Raw genomic sequence first — 15,494 nt, forward strand, 5'->3', positions numbered from 1 at the left:
CCTCTTATCGAAGCGGCTCTTTCTCCATTACACTTGAAATTGTAGGAATTACTTCTTTCGCTACCATTTCTCTCGTTTGACGAATCGCACTAAAAATCGATTGGTCATTAGAAGAACCGTGAGCTTTAATGACTGGAGCTTTTAACCCAAATAATGCTGCCCCGCCATACTCCGAATAATCCATTTTATCTTTTAATACCATAAGTTTTGGTTTTAATACCGCTGCTGCTAATTTACTTGTAAACGAACTCATTAATTGTTCTTTTAGCATAGAGAATAATGCAAGTGCTGTTCCTTCTAATGATTTTAATGCTACATTCCCAGTAAAACCATCACATACAACTACATCCGCTACCCCCTGCAGTAAATCTCTAGATTCAACATTCCCAACAAAGTTAATCGGCGCATCTTTTAACATAGCAAACACTTGCTTTGAAAGATCATTCCCTTTGCCATCTTCTGTACCAACATTTAAAAGCCCAATGCGTGGGTTCTGAATCCCTCTTACTTTCTCAGCATAAACCGAACCCATCACCGCGTATTGATATAAATGAATTGGTTTTGCATCGACATTCGCTCCAACATCTAACATAACAAAGCCCTCTCCATCAACAGTAGGCATTGTAGGTGATAAAGCAGGGCGCTCAATCCCTTCCATTCGTCCTACCACAAACAATCCAGCAGCCATTAAAGCTCCTGTGCTACCTGCTGATATACAAGCATCCGCTACTCCATCTTTAACTTGCTGTGCTGCAAGTACCATTGAAGCTTGCTTTTTACGACGAACAGCTCTTACTGGCTCGTCCGTTGCTTCAATCATTTCGTCCGTATGAAGTACAGTAATACGCTCTTCATTTGTTAAATACTGGCGAATCTCTTCTTCTTTCCCTACTAGGGTAATATGTAAATCCGAATATTCTTTAATAGCTTTCATTGCTCCTAATACAACTGCTTTCGGAGCGTGATCGCCGCCCATTGCATCTATTGCGATTTTCATAAATTGTTACCTTCCTCACTATAATTACTAGATCGATACATTTCAAAAGTACCCGAAAAAACTAATTCTTCGCCAACAAAGCTACGCACTTTGACAACCGTCCGACCTTTATCATTCTCCACATCTTCAACGCGTGCTTTCGCAACAACACGTTCTCCCAATTTCACAGGACGAATATATCGAATGGTAGATTTTGCAGTTAAGGCTAATTCTTCATCAATAACTGCAACAGCTAGTGAGTTTGCTTGAGCAAACAAATGATGCCCACGCGCAATTTGATTTCTTTTAAATACATGCTCCATTTTCACTTCAAACATAGATATTGCATGTCGATCTAATTCTATATCAATGATTTCTCCAACTACCTCTTCTAACGGTAAAGATTTCACATCTTCTTCATGCTGCCTTGTCGCAACATGTTTAATTCGCTCCCTTAACTCTGGAATGGATAATTCCATACGATCAAGGCGAACTGTTTGTATACTTACTTGAAACTGCTCTGCTAACTCTTCATCCGTTATGAACGGATTTGAGTCTATTGTTTGTTGTAATAACGCTTGTCTTTCTTTCTTACTTTTTCTCTTTTTCATACCGCACCATCCATTTTTATGACTAGGTACTAACAGTAGTATATAATCATTAAAAGTAGAATGCAACAAAAAAATTCATACATTCCACTTTTAATCCAGCTTTTCTCCTTGAAACACACCTGTTCCTTCAAGATATACCCGCAGCGGCACATACTGTTCATTATGCCAAAATGCTTCTGAATCAACAAGCAGCGCTGCATCTTGTCTTGCGGTTTCCAACGCTCGATAATCATGTACCATATCAGCTACCTTAAACTCTGGTAGACCACTTTGTTTACTTCCAAAGAAATCTCCAGGACCACGTAATTCTAAATCCTTTTCCGACAATACAAACCCATCATTTGTTTCTGTCATAATGCGCATACGTTCTTTCCCAGTTTCCGATTTCGGATCTGCGATTAACAAACAATACGACTGCTCACTTCCACGACCAACACGCCCTCGAAGCTGGTGCAATTGTGATAAACCAAATCGCTCCGCATCATAAATCACCATAACTGTTGCATTTGGGACATTGACACCAACCTCGACTACAGTTGTTGAAACAAGAATTTGCACCTTATTTTCACTAAATTGCTCCATTACATCTTCTTTTTCTTGCGAAGATAAACGCCCATGCATTAATCCAACCTGAGACTTCCCTTGATAATGATGCATCAGCATACTATGCAAATCAATCGCATTTTGCACATCAAGTTTCTCAGATTCTTCAATAAGGGGACAAATGACATAAGCTTGTCTTCCTTTCTTCACTTCCTTTTCTACGAAGCCAAGAACTCGCTCTAACATGTCATGTTTTGCCCAATATGTTTCAATTACTTTACGCCCAGCCGGCATTTCATCAATAATAGAAACATCCATCTCTCCAAAAGCAGTAATCGCCAATGTACGAGGAATCGGTGTCGCTGTCATAAACAACACATCTGGACTTTCACCTTTCTCCCGTAAAACACGGCGCTGTGCTACACCAAAACGGTGTTGTTCGTCAGTAATCACAAGTCCAAGTCTATGGAAAATAACCTCATCCTGAATTAAAGCATGCGTTCCAACAAGAATATCTATTTCTCCTTGTTCAAGTTTCGCTAAAACTTCACGACGACGTGCACCTTTCACCGAACTCGTTAACAACTCTACATTCATATTAAAATGGGAAAATGTCTCTACTAACGATTGATAATGTTGCTCAGCTAAAATTTCTGTAGGAACCATTAACGCACCTTGATAATGCGCAAGTTTTGCTGCATAAAGAGCAATTGCAGCTACGACTGTTTTCCCCGATCCAACATCTCCTTGTAACAAGCGATTCATTCGATAAGGAGACTGCATATCTTTCATAATCTCAGAAACAACGCGGCGCTGCGCACTAGTAAGCGGGAATGGAAGTGCATCAGTGAATTCTTCTAATTCCCTCATGGAAATATCTTTTTTCGTTCCTTTTGAATTTTCTCTTTCCATTTTACGTAGCGTTTGCATTTTGAGCTGAAATAAGAAAAATTCTTCATATACAAAGCGGCGACGCGCTTGTTTTAAATCTTCTTGTCCAACTGGGAAATGTAACGCCCGAAGAGCTTCATATCGAGGTAACAACTTGTAACGACTTAGCAAACCATCCGGTAACACTTCAGTTATCGCGTTACCATATTCATTTAAGGCTTGCGCAATAAAACGACGCATTTGTTTTACTGTTAATTTTCCTTTTACTGAATACACCGGTTCTACATCTTGTTGACGTGCAACTGGACCAAAGTGAAGTTCAGATACAGCAATTGTTTGACGATGTTGATCCCATTTACCAGTAATCGTAACCGTTTCATCAAGCTTTAATTTTTGTTTATAATACGGTCTATTAAAACATACGACTGTAATTAAATAGCGATCAACAAGTACACGAACAGTAAGACGCGATTTCTTCTTTCCGTAATATTGTAATAAAGGTGCACTATGTACTTTCCCTTCCACTGTTACACGCTCTTCATGCTTTACTTCTGCCAAATCTTTCATTGCATAGTCTTCATAACGGTACGGAAAATACTCTAATAGATGAGAAACCGTATAAATCCCCATCTCATGTAATAATTCAGATGTCTCTTCCCCGATTCCTTTTACATCCGTCACAGGAACTTGCACAACTTCATTCAAGATTTTCACGCTCCGTCATATCATTTTCTTATTCTTCCTCAAATATAATCTGTACGATCTATATGAACTACCATTTACTGTCCTAGCTTGCACTCAAGCTCTTCTGCCTTTTCTATTCTATCATAGGCATTCTTAATGAAACTACTCTTATACATCATTACCCGTATAAGAATTCTTTCATTAACCTAAATACCTGTTTATTTAATATTACGAACAAATACGCATCATCCGCATAAAGATGTACGAAAGAAAAAGCCTTACTATAGTAGCAAGGCCCTTTTTTTATCACCATTATGCAACCCTTTTGAACAAGAACTACGAACAATGCATGTCGATAGGTTCTTGTTCATGAGCAGCTAAAACCATTCATCCCTACAAAAAGAGATTTATCTTATTCTACAGAGAAAATGAAAGAGTATACAGGTTGATTCCCTTGATGAACTTCTACCTCTACATCTTCAAATTTCTCTTCTACAAATGCAACTAATTCTGCAACTTCTTCATTCGTTGCATCCTCACCTTGCAAGATTGTTACGATCTCAGAGTCTTCATCAATCATGCTGTCTAGCAATTGTTTCGCTGCTTCTACTTTTTTAGTATTTGTAGATACAATTTTTCCATCTGCAATACACATGAAGTCATTTTTCTGAATTGCTACGCCATCAATTTCCGTATCACGAACAGCATACGTAATTTGACCTGTTTTCACATGCGCAAGCGCTTCTTTCATGTTTTCTTCATTTTCCTCTAATGTTCCAGCCGGATTAAACGCTAACATCGCAGCCATACCTTGAGGAACAGTTTTCGAACGAACAACTATTACTTCTTGATCCACAACAGATGCAGCTTGTTCTGCTGCCATCACAATATTACCGTTATTCGGTAATATAATGATTTTTTCAGCATTCGCGTCTTCGATTGCCTTTACGATATCCTCCGTACTTGGATTCATCGTTTGACCACCTTCGATAACTTCAGTTGCCCCAATGCTCTCGAATAAGTTTTTAATACCTGATCCCATTGCTACAGTTACAATACCGTATTGTTGCTTTTCTTTTACTGGAATTACTTTTTCCGGCATCGGTGCTGGCTCATCTAATAAAGCAGTATGCTGTTCACGCATATTTTCTACTTTAATTTTAATTAAACTACCATAACGTTGACCATAATTCATCGCATCACCAGGATGTTCTGCATGAATATGAACTTTTACAACTTCATCATCCGATACAACAAGCAATGAATCACCGTATACACTAATATCTTCACGGAATTTCTGCTCAGAGAAATTATGTTCTTTCATTTTTTCAGACTCTAATTTCACCATAAACTCTGTACAATATCCGTATTTAATATCTTCTGTACTCAATTGGCTTTGTACACTACGGTGATGCTCCGCACGCACCATTTCATTCATAGATGGTTGCGCTGGTACATCAGAAGAAATTGTTTCTCCTTTTAAATCAGCTAAAAAGCCTTCGTATACAACAACAAGACCTTTACCACCGCTATCTACAACGCCAACTTGTTTTAATACAGGTAATAAATCTGGCGTACGATTTAACGATGCATTTGCTTCTTTTACAACGTCTTCCATAAACAAAACAAAGTCGCGCTGTTTTTTCGCAACTGTGACTGCATATTTCCCCGTTTCTCTTGCAACTGTTAAAATCGTTCCTTCAATCGGCTTCATAACCGCTTTATAGGCTGTTTCTACACCAGCTTCTAAAGCTGCTGCAAAATCAACTGTTGTTAACTCTTCTTTTGATTCAATGGATTTAGAGAAACCACGGAACAACTGAGATAAAATAACACCTGAGTTACCACGAGCTCCCATTAATAATCCTTTTGCTAAACTTACTCCGACTTTACCAGCATGCTGCGAAGGGTTTGCTTTCACTTCACGCGCGCCTGAAGTCATTGATAAATTCATATTTGTACCGGTATCGCCATCTGGAACTGGAAAAACGTTTAATGCATCAACAAGCTGAACATTGTTTGTTAAATTATTCGCTCCTTGAATAATCATTTGTGATAAACGTTTCCCATCAATTTTTTGAATTGACACAGATTTTCCTCCTTAATGCACATTACAAGTTTATTACTTTAACTCCTTGTACGTAGATGTTTACAGAATCTACTGCTAGTCCTACCGTTTGATCTAATGTATATTTCACTTTCGTTTGGACGTTATGTGCTACCTCTGAAATTTTTGTACCATAGCTCACAATAATATACATATCAATATGTACTTCATCTTCGTCTTTACGAACGATAACGCCTCTAGTGAAGTTTTCTTTTCGTAAAATTTCAGTTAATCCATCTTTTAATTGATTTTTTGAAGCCATACCAACGATACCGTAGCAATCTACCGCGGCACCTCCAGCAATCGTTGCAATTACATCTGTACTAATATCAATTTGACCGTACTTCGTTTTAATTTCAATTGACATCTCTTTTCCCCCTTCATAAATGGTGAAAGTGAGCTAGACTACTTTAATTACTATCATATAATCTTTTCAAAGAAAATTCCATCGTTCTTTCTTTTCGCTCTCATATTTTATACTTATCATTGTACTTTTCTACGACGAGCAAAATAGTCCATTGTTATTATACAACATGTACCACTATAATATGTCAAGTGATTTTTCTTGTTTTTCACTTTTCTTTATTGAAATTTAGTGTCAAGTAATTTTTCTTGATTTCTTTTTTATACAGTGTTGCATTCTCTTTTTAGTTGTGTTAAATTATAGTAGTGTTTTTAGCATCGCATAAAAGACTAACATTGAAAAAATTACGTATGGTAAGGTAGTTAAGGGAGGGAAATATAGATGGCTCGTGTTTGTGCTATTACTGGAAGAAAAGCTCGTTCTGGTAACTCTCGTTCTCACGCAATGAACGCTACAAAACGTAAATGGGGCGCTAACCTTCAAAAAGTTCGCGTACGCATCGACGGTAAAGTTCAACGTGTTTACGTTTCTGCTAGAGCATTAAAATCTGGCAAAATCGAACGTGTTTAATAATAAAAAAAAGAGCCTCTAGGCTCTTTTTTTATTATCCTCATGAAAAAAGCACCATTAATGGTGCTTTTTTAGTCCTTTTTAAAGGTATTTAACACCGCGCGAACAATTCCACCAAGAAATTTAGGTAACTTAATTGTATAAAATCTCATGGTTTCCCTCCTAATCCCCATTACTCCACTTGTTTACTATATGATGTACGGAGCAAATATGTTTCTTCAATCAGTGCTTCTTATCACCATTAATATGCCAGAAGTAAATGAAAAAGTACCTTTTTCCGCAATGAGTTCATTACTAATACAAAGTGTTGATCCCCATTCTATCGTTTTATCAGTAAGAGGATACTTAAAGCCACGAAGTGTAATACCTTTTACAATTTCCGTAACAGGCACAAAAGATACGTATGGAAAATGTTCATTTTCTTCAATTATGTATGTACCTACTTTTTTTACAGAGATTTCATTTTTATTATCAACGATATACATTTCAGTATATGCTTCCAGCCCTTTTAAAAGCATTTGTATGTTTGCTAATTCATGATCAAGCCTTCCACCTGTAGCGCCAAAAATACGAACCAAATCTGGTTTTTGCTTAAGCGCCCAACTAATTGCAATTTCTAAATCTGTTTGATCTTTTTCACGAGGAACAATATGCAATTCATCTGTTTGTTTTTGCATCCAGTCTAACTCTTCCTCTGTAACTGAGTCATAATCACCAAATGCAACTGTCGGCATGATTCCCCTTTGCAACAAACGATATACCCCTCGGTCAACCGCTGCCCATATCACTTCTTCATTTTCATATAAAGAGAAATCAGCACAGTATTCCTCAGGTCCTCCAGCTAAAATATGAATAATCATTTTTTCTTCCCTTTCTATAGAAAAAGGCAATCTGCCAGTCGGTAGATTGCCTTTTCACATTTTTCCCGTTCTAACAGGTCATGAAAGTTTTCTTACATCTATTCCTTATCCACGAATTACGCGAATTGCCTCACCGCGGTCTTTTTGATTGTATACTGCTGATCCAGCTACAAGAACATTTGCACCTGCTTCAACACATAATCTTGCAGTCTCAGCATTTACACCACCATCAACTTCGATTTCTACTTGTAAATCACGCTCGTTGACCATTTCTGCAACTTGCTTAATTTTCGGTAATACAGAATGAATAAACTTTTGCCCACCGAAACCAGGATTTACTGTCATAAGTAATACCATATCAATATCTTCTAATACATGTTCAATCATTGAAACTGGTGTATGTGGGTTTAATACAACTCCAGCTTTAATACCATGTGATTTAATTAATTCAATCGTACGATGTAAATGCGGGCAAGCCTCCACATGAACAGTTATAATATCCGCTCCAGCTTTTGCAAAAGTAGGGATGTAATTGTCAGGATTTTCAATCATTAAATGTACATCTAACGGTAATGATGTAATTGGACGAATTGCCTCTACAATTAACGGACCGATTGTAATATTCGGAACAAAGTGTCCATCCATTACATCGACATGGATATAATCCGCTCCGCCCTTTTCTACATCTTTAATTTCTTCCCCTAATTTTGAAAAATCTGCTGATAAAATCGATGGTGCAATTTTAATCATAACTAATACCTCGGCTTTCTCTCTCTAATTTCTTCTACAAATTGTTTGTAATGTTCGTAACGGTAATGCGTTATCTTTCCTTCCTCCACTGCAGCTTTTACCGCACATTTCGGTTCTGAAAGATGTGTACACCCTCTAAATTTACAGTACTGACTCTCTTCTTTCAACTCTGGAAAACAATGTGTAAGATCTTCAACTTCTATATCAATGAAATCAAGGGAACTAAACCCTGGTGTATCTGCCACAAGCCCACTTCCAACCGCGATTAATTCTACGTGTCTTGTCGTATGCTTACCACGCCCTAAATGCGAAGAGATATCATTTGTTTTTAGCGCCAAATCTGGTCGTAATACATTTAACATAGAAGATTTTCCTACACCAGATTGTCCCGCCACCACTGAGACGCAACCTTCTAAAAATGGTTTTAAAGTATCAATACTTTCTGACGTATTTATGGAAGTAAATAATACATCATATCCCATTTCACGATAATCGCTTGCATAAGATTCAACGGTTTCGCGCATCTTTTCATCTACTAAATCCATTTTACTAATGCAAATAATTGGTTTAATGTTATGATATTCAATCAATACTAAAAATCGATCTAACAACCCTGGGTTAAAGTCTGGTTCAACCGCCGAGAAAACAAGAATAGCTTGGTCTACATTAGCAATTGGGGGTCTAACAAGCTCGTTCTTCCGTCCAAAAACTTCTAAAACATAACCTTCATTTGGATTCTCCGCTTGAAAAACAACTTGATCTCCTACAAGCGGTGTGATTTTATTTTTTCTAAATACACCACGGCCACGGCATTGTGTAATGCCATCTTCATGCTGCACATAATAAAAACCACTTAAAGCTTTTATAATTTTTCCTTCTGCCATATAACTCTCCTTTATTCTATATAAAGTGAAATTTTTATTTCTCCTCTACACAAACAGCCCATCTTTGGAACTTTTATGTTGTGTACGGCTAAGCAATTCCACTGTCCATACAAAGAAGGTGGAATCCACAAAGTGGAAACACACCTTTACTGGGCTGGATATGGAACTTCTTTATCAATAATGGTCATTCCATCTCGTACAATTTTATAATGTCCCTTTGTTCCTTCTTGAATCACAAACTCTAAAGAAATAGTAGCAGATTCCGTAATCGTTCGGGTTTCAATTGGCTTATCCATTTTCTGCCCCATATCTTCTTTATAAATTTCTACTGTTTGTGGCTTTTTCTCTCCCGCTGCAGGAGACTCATATGGGATTACAATATTATCAACTTTTACAGTTTTCGTTACTTTTGGCTTAGGTCCATCTGATATAGTAACGGTTACTTTATCCCCTTCTTTTAACGGTGTCCCTGGTTTTGGTAATTGTGAAATTACTAAACCTTTCTCAACTGTATCTGAGTAATCTCTTTTTATATTAGGGATGAGTTTATTCTCATTTAAATAGCTATTCACATAATTTTCGGTCCACCCCGAAAAATCACCAAGTCTAATTTGGTAAGGTCCCTTGCTTATCCAAACTTTAACATCTTGCTCCGCTTCTACAATCATTTGATCTGCCTCTGGACTTTGGTCTAGAATTTGTCCTTTCGGTTTCTCGCTTTCAATATAAGATGGAACAATAATCTTGTATTTCCCTTCCAAATCAGCCTTCAAACTATCAAAATCTTGCCCGATTAAATTACTCATTTTACTCTTTTTCTTCCCACCTGATTGATAGATTGTAATTTTAGAATTCTCCTTTACAATCCTACCCGCTGCCGGGCTTGTTTTAATTACTTTCCCCGCTTCAACATCATCTGTATACACGATATTCGGCTCAGCAACTTCAAACCCTTTCTCACCAAGAGCATTAACAGCAGTCTCATAGTTCATACCAGATACATCCGGGATTTTCACATCTTTCGGGATAAAGAACCCTGGAATTACAGTAAGCGCTAACGTTATACCAATTGCTAAAAATAAAAATGTTGTAATTAACACTTTCAACCATTTGCTACTTCGCTTTTTTTCTACTTTTGGTTTAACTTCTTCATTCTTCATCTGTTCAACCACTTTGTTTCCATTCAATACAATTGTTTCATCACTGACATTTCCAAATAATTGTTCTTGTTGAATAATTGGAATAGCCTTCGTTGCTTCCATATCTTCAGGTATATAAAATGGTTGTTCATTAATACGTTCCGGATAGAGTGCTGTTTCAATATCCCTCTTCATCGCATTAGCAGACTGATATCGATGGAACGGATCTTTTGCTGTTGCTTTTAAAATAATATTCTCTACGCTTTGTGGAATATCTGGATTCCAACGTTTTGGAGATGGCGTTTCATTCTGTAAATGTTTTAAAGCTATCGCAACTGCGGACTCCCCTGAAAATGGTTGTCGTCCTGTCAACAATTCAAACATTACAATACCTAGTGAATAAATATCCGATTGTTTATTCGCTATCCCTCCGCGCGCTTGTTCTGGAGAAAGATAATGAACCGAACCAAGCACTGAGTTCGTATGCGTTATTGCTGTTGCACTTGTAGCTGTTGCAATTCCAAAATCTGTTACTTTCACAACTCCATCATCCCGAATTAAAATGTTATGTGGCTTGATATCTCGATGTACAATTTCAAAATGATGAGCATGTGCCATTGCAGATGTTAACTGCTCCATAATATCAAGAGCTTCTCCGATAGGTAACATTCCACGTTGATTTATGTATTGCTTCAGTGTTTGTCCAGGTACATACTCCATAACAAGATAATAAATGCCATCCTCTTCACCAACATCATACATATTCACAATATTCGGATGCGACAACGTTGTAACAGATTGCGCTTCTCGATGGAAACGTTTAATAAACTCATCATTATTTGCATAATCGAGTCGTAATATTTTTACCGCTACATCTCGGCCTAGTATTTCATCATGAGCCAAATATACGTTGGCCATTCCTCCGCCACCAATCATTTTCAGTAGCTTGTAACGGTCATTTAGGCGTTTTCCAATCAGCACGTTGTAATTCACCTACTTTCGTTTGCCGAACCCGTATAATCAACAATGACAAGGGTAATATTGTCTTCTCCGCCACGATCATTCGCAAGCTGAACAAGACGCTCTCCCTTTGTCTCGAGTTGTTCGTTTAATAGCAAAATTTTTCGCATATCATCCATAGCAACTTTATTTGATAATCCGTCAGAGCAAAGAAGCAGTTGATCATTTTCTTCTAACACTAATGTTTTAACATCTAATCCAACTTTTTCTTCTGTTCCAAGCGCTCTTAAAAGCACGTTCTTTTTTGGATGATACTCTGCATCCTCTTTTGAAATTTCACCATATCTGACAAGTTCATTTACAAGTGAATGATCTTCAGTTATAAGTGAAATCTCACTATCTGATAACATGTAACAACGACTATCTCCTATATGTCCAATTGTTACAAACCCTGCCGTACAAATCGCAACAATAACAGTGGTTCCCATACCATTACATTCCGTATGTTGCTTCGAGTATTCATATACTCTCTCATTAATCATTTCAACATTCGTATGTAACCATTCTTCCGCTTTTTTGGGTGTATCCATATTATATGTTTGCTTCCAATAATCATGGAATAGTTGAATGGCCATCGAGCTAGCAACATCACCAGCTCGATGCCCTCCCATTCCATCAGCTACTACAGCTAAAATATCTCCATCTAAATTATGAAAAACTCCTGCACTATCTTCATTATGTTGACGAACCTTACCTTTATCCGATAGAAACACGGCTTTCATTTTGTCACCTCGTCTCTTCTTTGCGCTCCTTTGCACGCAACTGACCGCAGGCAGCATCAATATCATGACCTTGTTCACGGCGAATTGTTACATTCACTCCACGATCTTTTAGCGTTTTTTCAAATAAGAAAATTTGCTCACGTGGCGTTCTTACATAATCGCGCTCTGGTACGTAGTTTACCGGAATTAAGTTCACATGACATTTTACACCTTTTAATAGTTGAGCAAGTTCTTCAGCGTGCTCAACTTGGTCATTTTCTCCTCCAAATAAACCATATTCAAATGTAATACGACGTCCCGTTCTATTTACATAATATTTAATAGCTTCCATTAAATCTGGCAGCTTATAAGCACGGTTAATTGGCATTAATTTTGAACGTAATTCTGTATTTGGAGCATGCAATGAAATCGCAAAGTTAATTTGCATATCTTCTTCAGCGAACTTATAGATTTTTGGAATAATCCCACTTGTTGAAACCGTCATATGACGCGCGCCAATGTGAATTCCTTTTTCATGATTTACAATGCGTAGAAATGCCATTAAATTATCGTAATTATCAAACGGTTCTCCAATACCCATTACAACAAGAGAACTTACGCGTTCTTCTGTCTCATCAAGAGCACGTTGAACCTCAACTACTTGTGCTACAATTTCCCCAGCCTCTAGGTTTCGTTTTAAACCACCTAGTGTAGATGCACAAAACGTACAGCCAATACGACACCCAACCTGCGTTGTTACACAAATGGAATTTCCATATTCATGTCGCATTAATACTGTTTCAATCGAATAACCATCATATAATTGGAATAAGAATTTAATTGTTCCATCAGAAGATGTTTGTTTTACTAACGTATTCAACGTAGTTATATCAAAGGAATTCGACAATTTATCACGCAATCCTTTGGAAAGGTTTGTCATATCCTCATAATTTTTCACACGTTTTTTATATAGCCAATCAAAAATTTGACCTGCACGGAATTTCGGTTCTCCTTGTTCCTTTAACCACTCTTGCATTTCATGAAGTTGTAAAGAGTAAATAGATGGTTTTTTCGTTTCAAGATTTTTCTTTTGTTTTCTTACAGTCGTTTCCATGATGCTACACCTTCTTCCTTAAACAAGCAATATAAAAGCCATCTGTTGCAAAATAATGCGGTAAAATTTGCACTTGTCCTTCATTTATATAAGGATGCAATTTTTCTGGCATACGCCCTTTCATAGTAGTATCCCATTCAAATTCAGGATGCTCTTGTAAAAATTGCTCTATCACTTGTTCATTTTCTATTTTTTCAATTGTACATGTACTATAAACAAGGCGACCGCCTGTTTTTAACAACGGGGCTACTTTTTCTAGTATCGATAACTGAATTGTCGACAATCTCTCACTATCGCCTTTTTCTTTACCTAATTTAATATCAGGTTTACGTCTAATTACACCAAACCCAGAGCAAGGTGCATCTACTAATATTTTATCAAAACTTTCGTTTGCAAAATGTTCTTCAACTTTTCTAGCATCAAGTGCCTTCGTTTCAACATTTTCTAAACCAAGACGCTTCGCTTGTTGCTGAATTAAGCGAACTTTATGTGGATGCAAATCAAGTGACATCACCTGCCCAGTTCCCTTTAAGCGCTCTGCAATATGCGTTGTTTTTCCGCCAGGTGCCGCGCAGCTATCTAAAACCTTATCTCCTTCTGCTGGTGCTAGAGCACGTGCAACAAGCATAGAGCTTTCATCTTGAATAGAAAGGAAACCTTTTTGGAATGCTTCTGTATGGGCCACATTTCCTTTTTCAATTTGAATAGCATCTTCTGATAAATCACCATATTTAGCTTGTATCCCCTCATTTTCCAACAAGGAAATCGCTTCTTCTACCGTTGCTTTATCGACATTCACACGTGCTGCCGAAACAGGTGGAAGCATGTTTACTTCACACATTTTTTGCGCTGTTTCTAACCCATATGCTGACACCCATTCTTGTACAAGCCACTCTGGATGACTCATCGCAACAGCAAGACGTTTTACTGGATCTTGTATTTCTTCTACAGATGGGACACCTTCACGCTGAATAGAACGCAGCACCCCATTCACCATTCCAGCAATCCCTTTATGCCCACGACGCTTTGCAATTTCAACCGCTTCATGGATTACCGCTCTTTCTGGAACACGATCTAGGTATATCATTTGATATAAAGATAAACGGAGTAAAACTTTTACCCACGCTTCAACCTTTTTTTTCAGAAATGGTTGTAAATAATAATCCAGCGTATCACGACGCTGAATTGTACCATACACAATTTCCGTTAACAAGCCGATATCTTTTCGATCGATTTCACTTTTTTCAATTAAATTATTTAAAAGCAAATTGCTATAAGCACCGCTTTTTTCTACTTGCATTAAGCCATCAAGAGCTAACTCACGAACATTTTGTCTCATGCGTCTTCTCCTAACTTTGTCCCAATTTCAGGTTTTGTTCCACGTAAAAATTGTGAACAGCTCATACGTTTTTTACCAGATGGTTGCAGTTCAGTAATTTTAACACCCGTTTCATTCCCTGTTGCCACAACAAAACCATCCTCTTCAATCACTACAATAGAACCCGCTTCAGCCTGCATAGTTACAGGAACTTTTTCGCCCCACCATACTTTTACAACTTGTCCTGCTAAAGTCGTATAAGCAACTGGCCACGGATTTAAACCACGAATGTGATTGTACACTTCTTCTCCAGTTTTCGTCCAATCGATTTTTTCTTGTTCACGCTTAATATTATACGCAAATGTTACTTCAGCTTCATTTTGTTTTATCGGCTCTAATTTCCCTTGTACTAATAAAGGTACTGTTTTCGATAATAAGTGAGCTCCCGCTTCACTTAATTTATCAAATAACGAACCAGTTGTTTCTCGTTCTTCAATTTCCACTTCCACTTGCGTTAAAATGTCACCAGCATCTAACTTTTCCACCATATACATAATTGTAATACCTGTCTTTTCTTTCCCTTGCATGATGGAATAATGAATAGGTGCGCCACCGCGAAGTTCTGGAAGTAAGGAAGCATGAACATTAATACATCCGTACTTCGGTGCCTCTAAAATTTCGTTCGGTACGATTTGTCCGAACGCAGCTGTTACAATTAAATCCGGTTCTAATGCGAGCACCTTTTCATACTCGTCTTTTTCACGAATTTTTAACGGTTGCAGTACCGGGATACCGTGTTTTTCCGCTTCAACCTTAACAGGTGTTGGTGTCATAACCTTTTTTCTTCCTACTGGGCGATCGGGTTGCGTTACAACACCTATTACGTCATATCCATCTTCAATAAGACGACGAAGCACCGGTACAGAAAAGTCCGGTGTTCCCATAAACACTACTTTTATCAT

At 37.6% G+C, this 15,494-nt stretch carries 15 protein-coding genes; 1 reads left to right on the forward strand and 14 read right to left on the reverse strand.

From position 1 onward, the window contains the following. Positions 1-4 precede the first annotated feature (4 nt). The 5 genes from plsX to CN373_RS04060 all read right to left on the reverse strand — a co-directional run bounded on the left by plsX (position 5) and on the right by CN373_RS04060 (position 6,179). A complete protein-coding gene (plsX, locus tag CN373_RS04040) occupies positions 5-997 on the reverse strand; it encodes a phosphate acyltransferase PlsX (protein ID WP_000684094.1) in 993 nt (330 codons plus the stop codon). Then, positions 994-1,587 carry a transcription factor FapR gene (gene fapR, locus CN373_RS04045; protein ID WP_000746436.1) on the reverse strand — a complete coding sequence of 198 codons (594 nt, stop codon included), beginning with the start codon at positions 1,585-1,587 and terminating at the stop codon, positions 994-996. Before fapR ends, plsX begins: the two co-directional genes overlap by 4 nt. A 90-nt stretch (positions 1,588-1,677) precedes the next feature. Then, entirely contained in the window at positions 1,678-3,726 is a 2,049-nt protein-coding gene (gene recG / locus CN373_RS04050) for an ATP-dependent DNA helicase RecG (RefSeq protein ID WP_001006872.1), read from the reverse strand. A gap of 391 nt (positions 3,727-4,117) precedes the next feature. Continuing rightward, positions 4,118-5,794 carry a DAK2 domain-containing protein gene (locus CN373_RS04055; RefSeq protein ID WP_000027115.1) on the reverse strand — a complete coding sequence of 559 codons (1,677 nt, stop codon included), beginning with the start codon at positions 5,792-5,794 and terminating at the stop codon, positions 4,118-4,120. Positions 5,795-5,816: 22 nt separating this feature from the next. After that, positions 5,817-6,179: an Asp23/Gls24 family envelope stress response protein gene (locus tag CN373_RS04060; RefSeq protein WP_000021111.1), complete on the reverse strand. Its 363-nt coding sequence runs from the start codon at positions 6,177-6,179 to the stop codon at positions 5,817-5,819. Positions 6,180-6,557: 378 nt separating this feature from the next. Here CN373_RS04060 and rpmB point away from each other — a divergent pair, with 378 nt between their 5' ends. Then, a complete protein-coding gene (gene rpmB, locus CN373_RS04065) occupies positions 6,558-6,746 on the forward strand; it encodes a 50S ribosomal protein L28 (protein ID WP_000124776.1) in 189 nt (62 codons plus the stop codon). A gap of 71 nt (positions 6,747-6,817) precedes the next feature. On the opposite strand, the gene spoVM is transcribed toward rpmB, so the two are convergent. The 9 genes from spoVM to fmt all read right to left on the reverse strand — a co-directional run bounded on the left by spoVM (position 6,818) and on the right by fmt (position 15,494). Continuing rightward, entirely contained in the window at positions 6,818-6,898 is an 81-nt protein-coding gene (gene spoVM, locus CN373_RS04070) for a stage V sporulation protein SpoVM (protein WP_001213600.1), read from the reverse strand. A 66-nt stretch (positions 6,899-6,964) separates the two neighbouring features. Next, entirely contained in the window at positions 6,965-7,606 is a 642-nt protein-coding gene (locus CN373_RS04075) for a thiamine diphosphokinase (protein WP_002057400.1), read from the reverse strand. Between the two features lie 105 nt (positions 7,607-7,711). After that, positions 7,712-8,356 (reverse strand): ribulose-phosphate 3-epimerase, encoded by a 645-nt coding sequence (gene rpe / locus CN373_RS04080; RefSeq protein ID WP_000589960.1) that lies wholly within the window; start codon positions 8,354-8,356, stop codon positions 7,712-7,714. A gap of 2 nt (positions 8,357-8,358) precedes the next feature. Then, positions 8,359-9,240, reverse strand: a complete 882-nt coding sequence (gene rsgA / locus CN373_RS04085; protein ID WP_000807520.1) for a ribosome small subunit-dependent GTPase A — start codon at positions 9,238-9,240, stop codon at positions 8,359-8,361. Positions 9,241-9,386: 146 nt separating this feature from the next. After that, positions 9,387-11,360, reverse strand: coding sequence for a Stk1 family PASTA domain-containing Ser/Thr kinase (gene pknB / locus CN373_RS04090; RefSeq protein WP_098358867.1), 1,974 nt, complete (start codon positions 11,358-11,360; stop codon positions 9,387-9,389). Positions 11,361-11,368: 8 nt separating this feature from the next. Beyond that, complete coding sequence (locus CN373_RS04095) at positions 11,369-12,121, reverse strand: Stp1/IreP family PP2C-type Ser/Thr phosphatase (protein WP_000648686.1); 753 nt, start codon at positions 12,119-12,121, stop codon at positions 11,369-11,371. A gap of 4 nt (positions 12,122-12,125) precedes the next feature. Beyond that, the gene (rlmN, locus tag CN373_RS04100) at positions 12,126-13,214 is read right to left on the reverse strand and encodes a 23S rRNA (adenine(2503)-C(2))-methyltransferase RlmN (RefSeq protein ID WP_000450545.1); all 1,089 of its coding nucleotides are present in this window, start codon (positions 13,212-13,214) and stop codon (positions 12,126-12,128) included. A 4-nt stretch (positions 13,215-13,218) separates the two neighbouring features. Continuing rightward, entirely contained in the window at positions 13,219-14,553 is a 1,335-nt protein-coding gene (gene rsmB, locus CN373_RS04105) for a 16S rRNA (cytosine(967)-C(5))-methyltransferase RsmB (RefSeq protein WP_001249691.1), read from the reverse strand. Then, positions 14,550-15,494 carry a methionyl-tRNA formyltransferase gene (gene fmt, locus CN373_RS04110; protein ID WP_000598795.1) on the reverse strand — a complete coding sequence of 315 codons (945 nt, stop codon included), beginning with the start codon at positions 15,492-15,494 and terminating at the stop codon, positions 14,550-14,552. The genes rsmB and fmt overlap by 4 nt, the downstream gene beginning before the upstream one ends.

It is taken from the genome of Bacillus cereus (genome assembly GCF_002561295.1).
Classification (GTDB): Bacteria; Bacillota; Bacilli; order Bacillales; family Bacillaceae_G; genus Bacillus_A; species Bacillus_A cereus_S.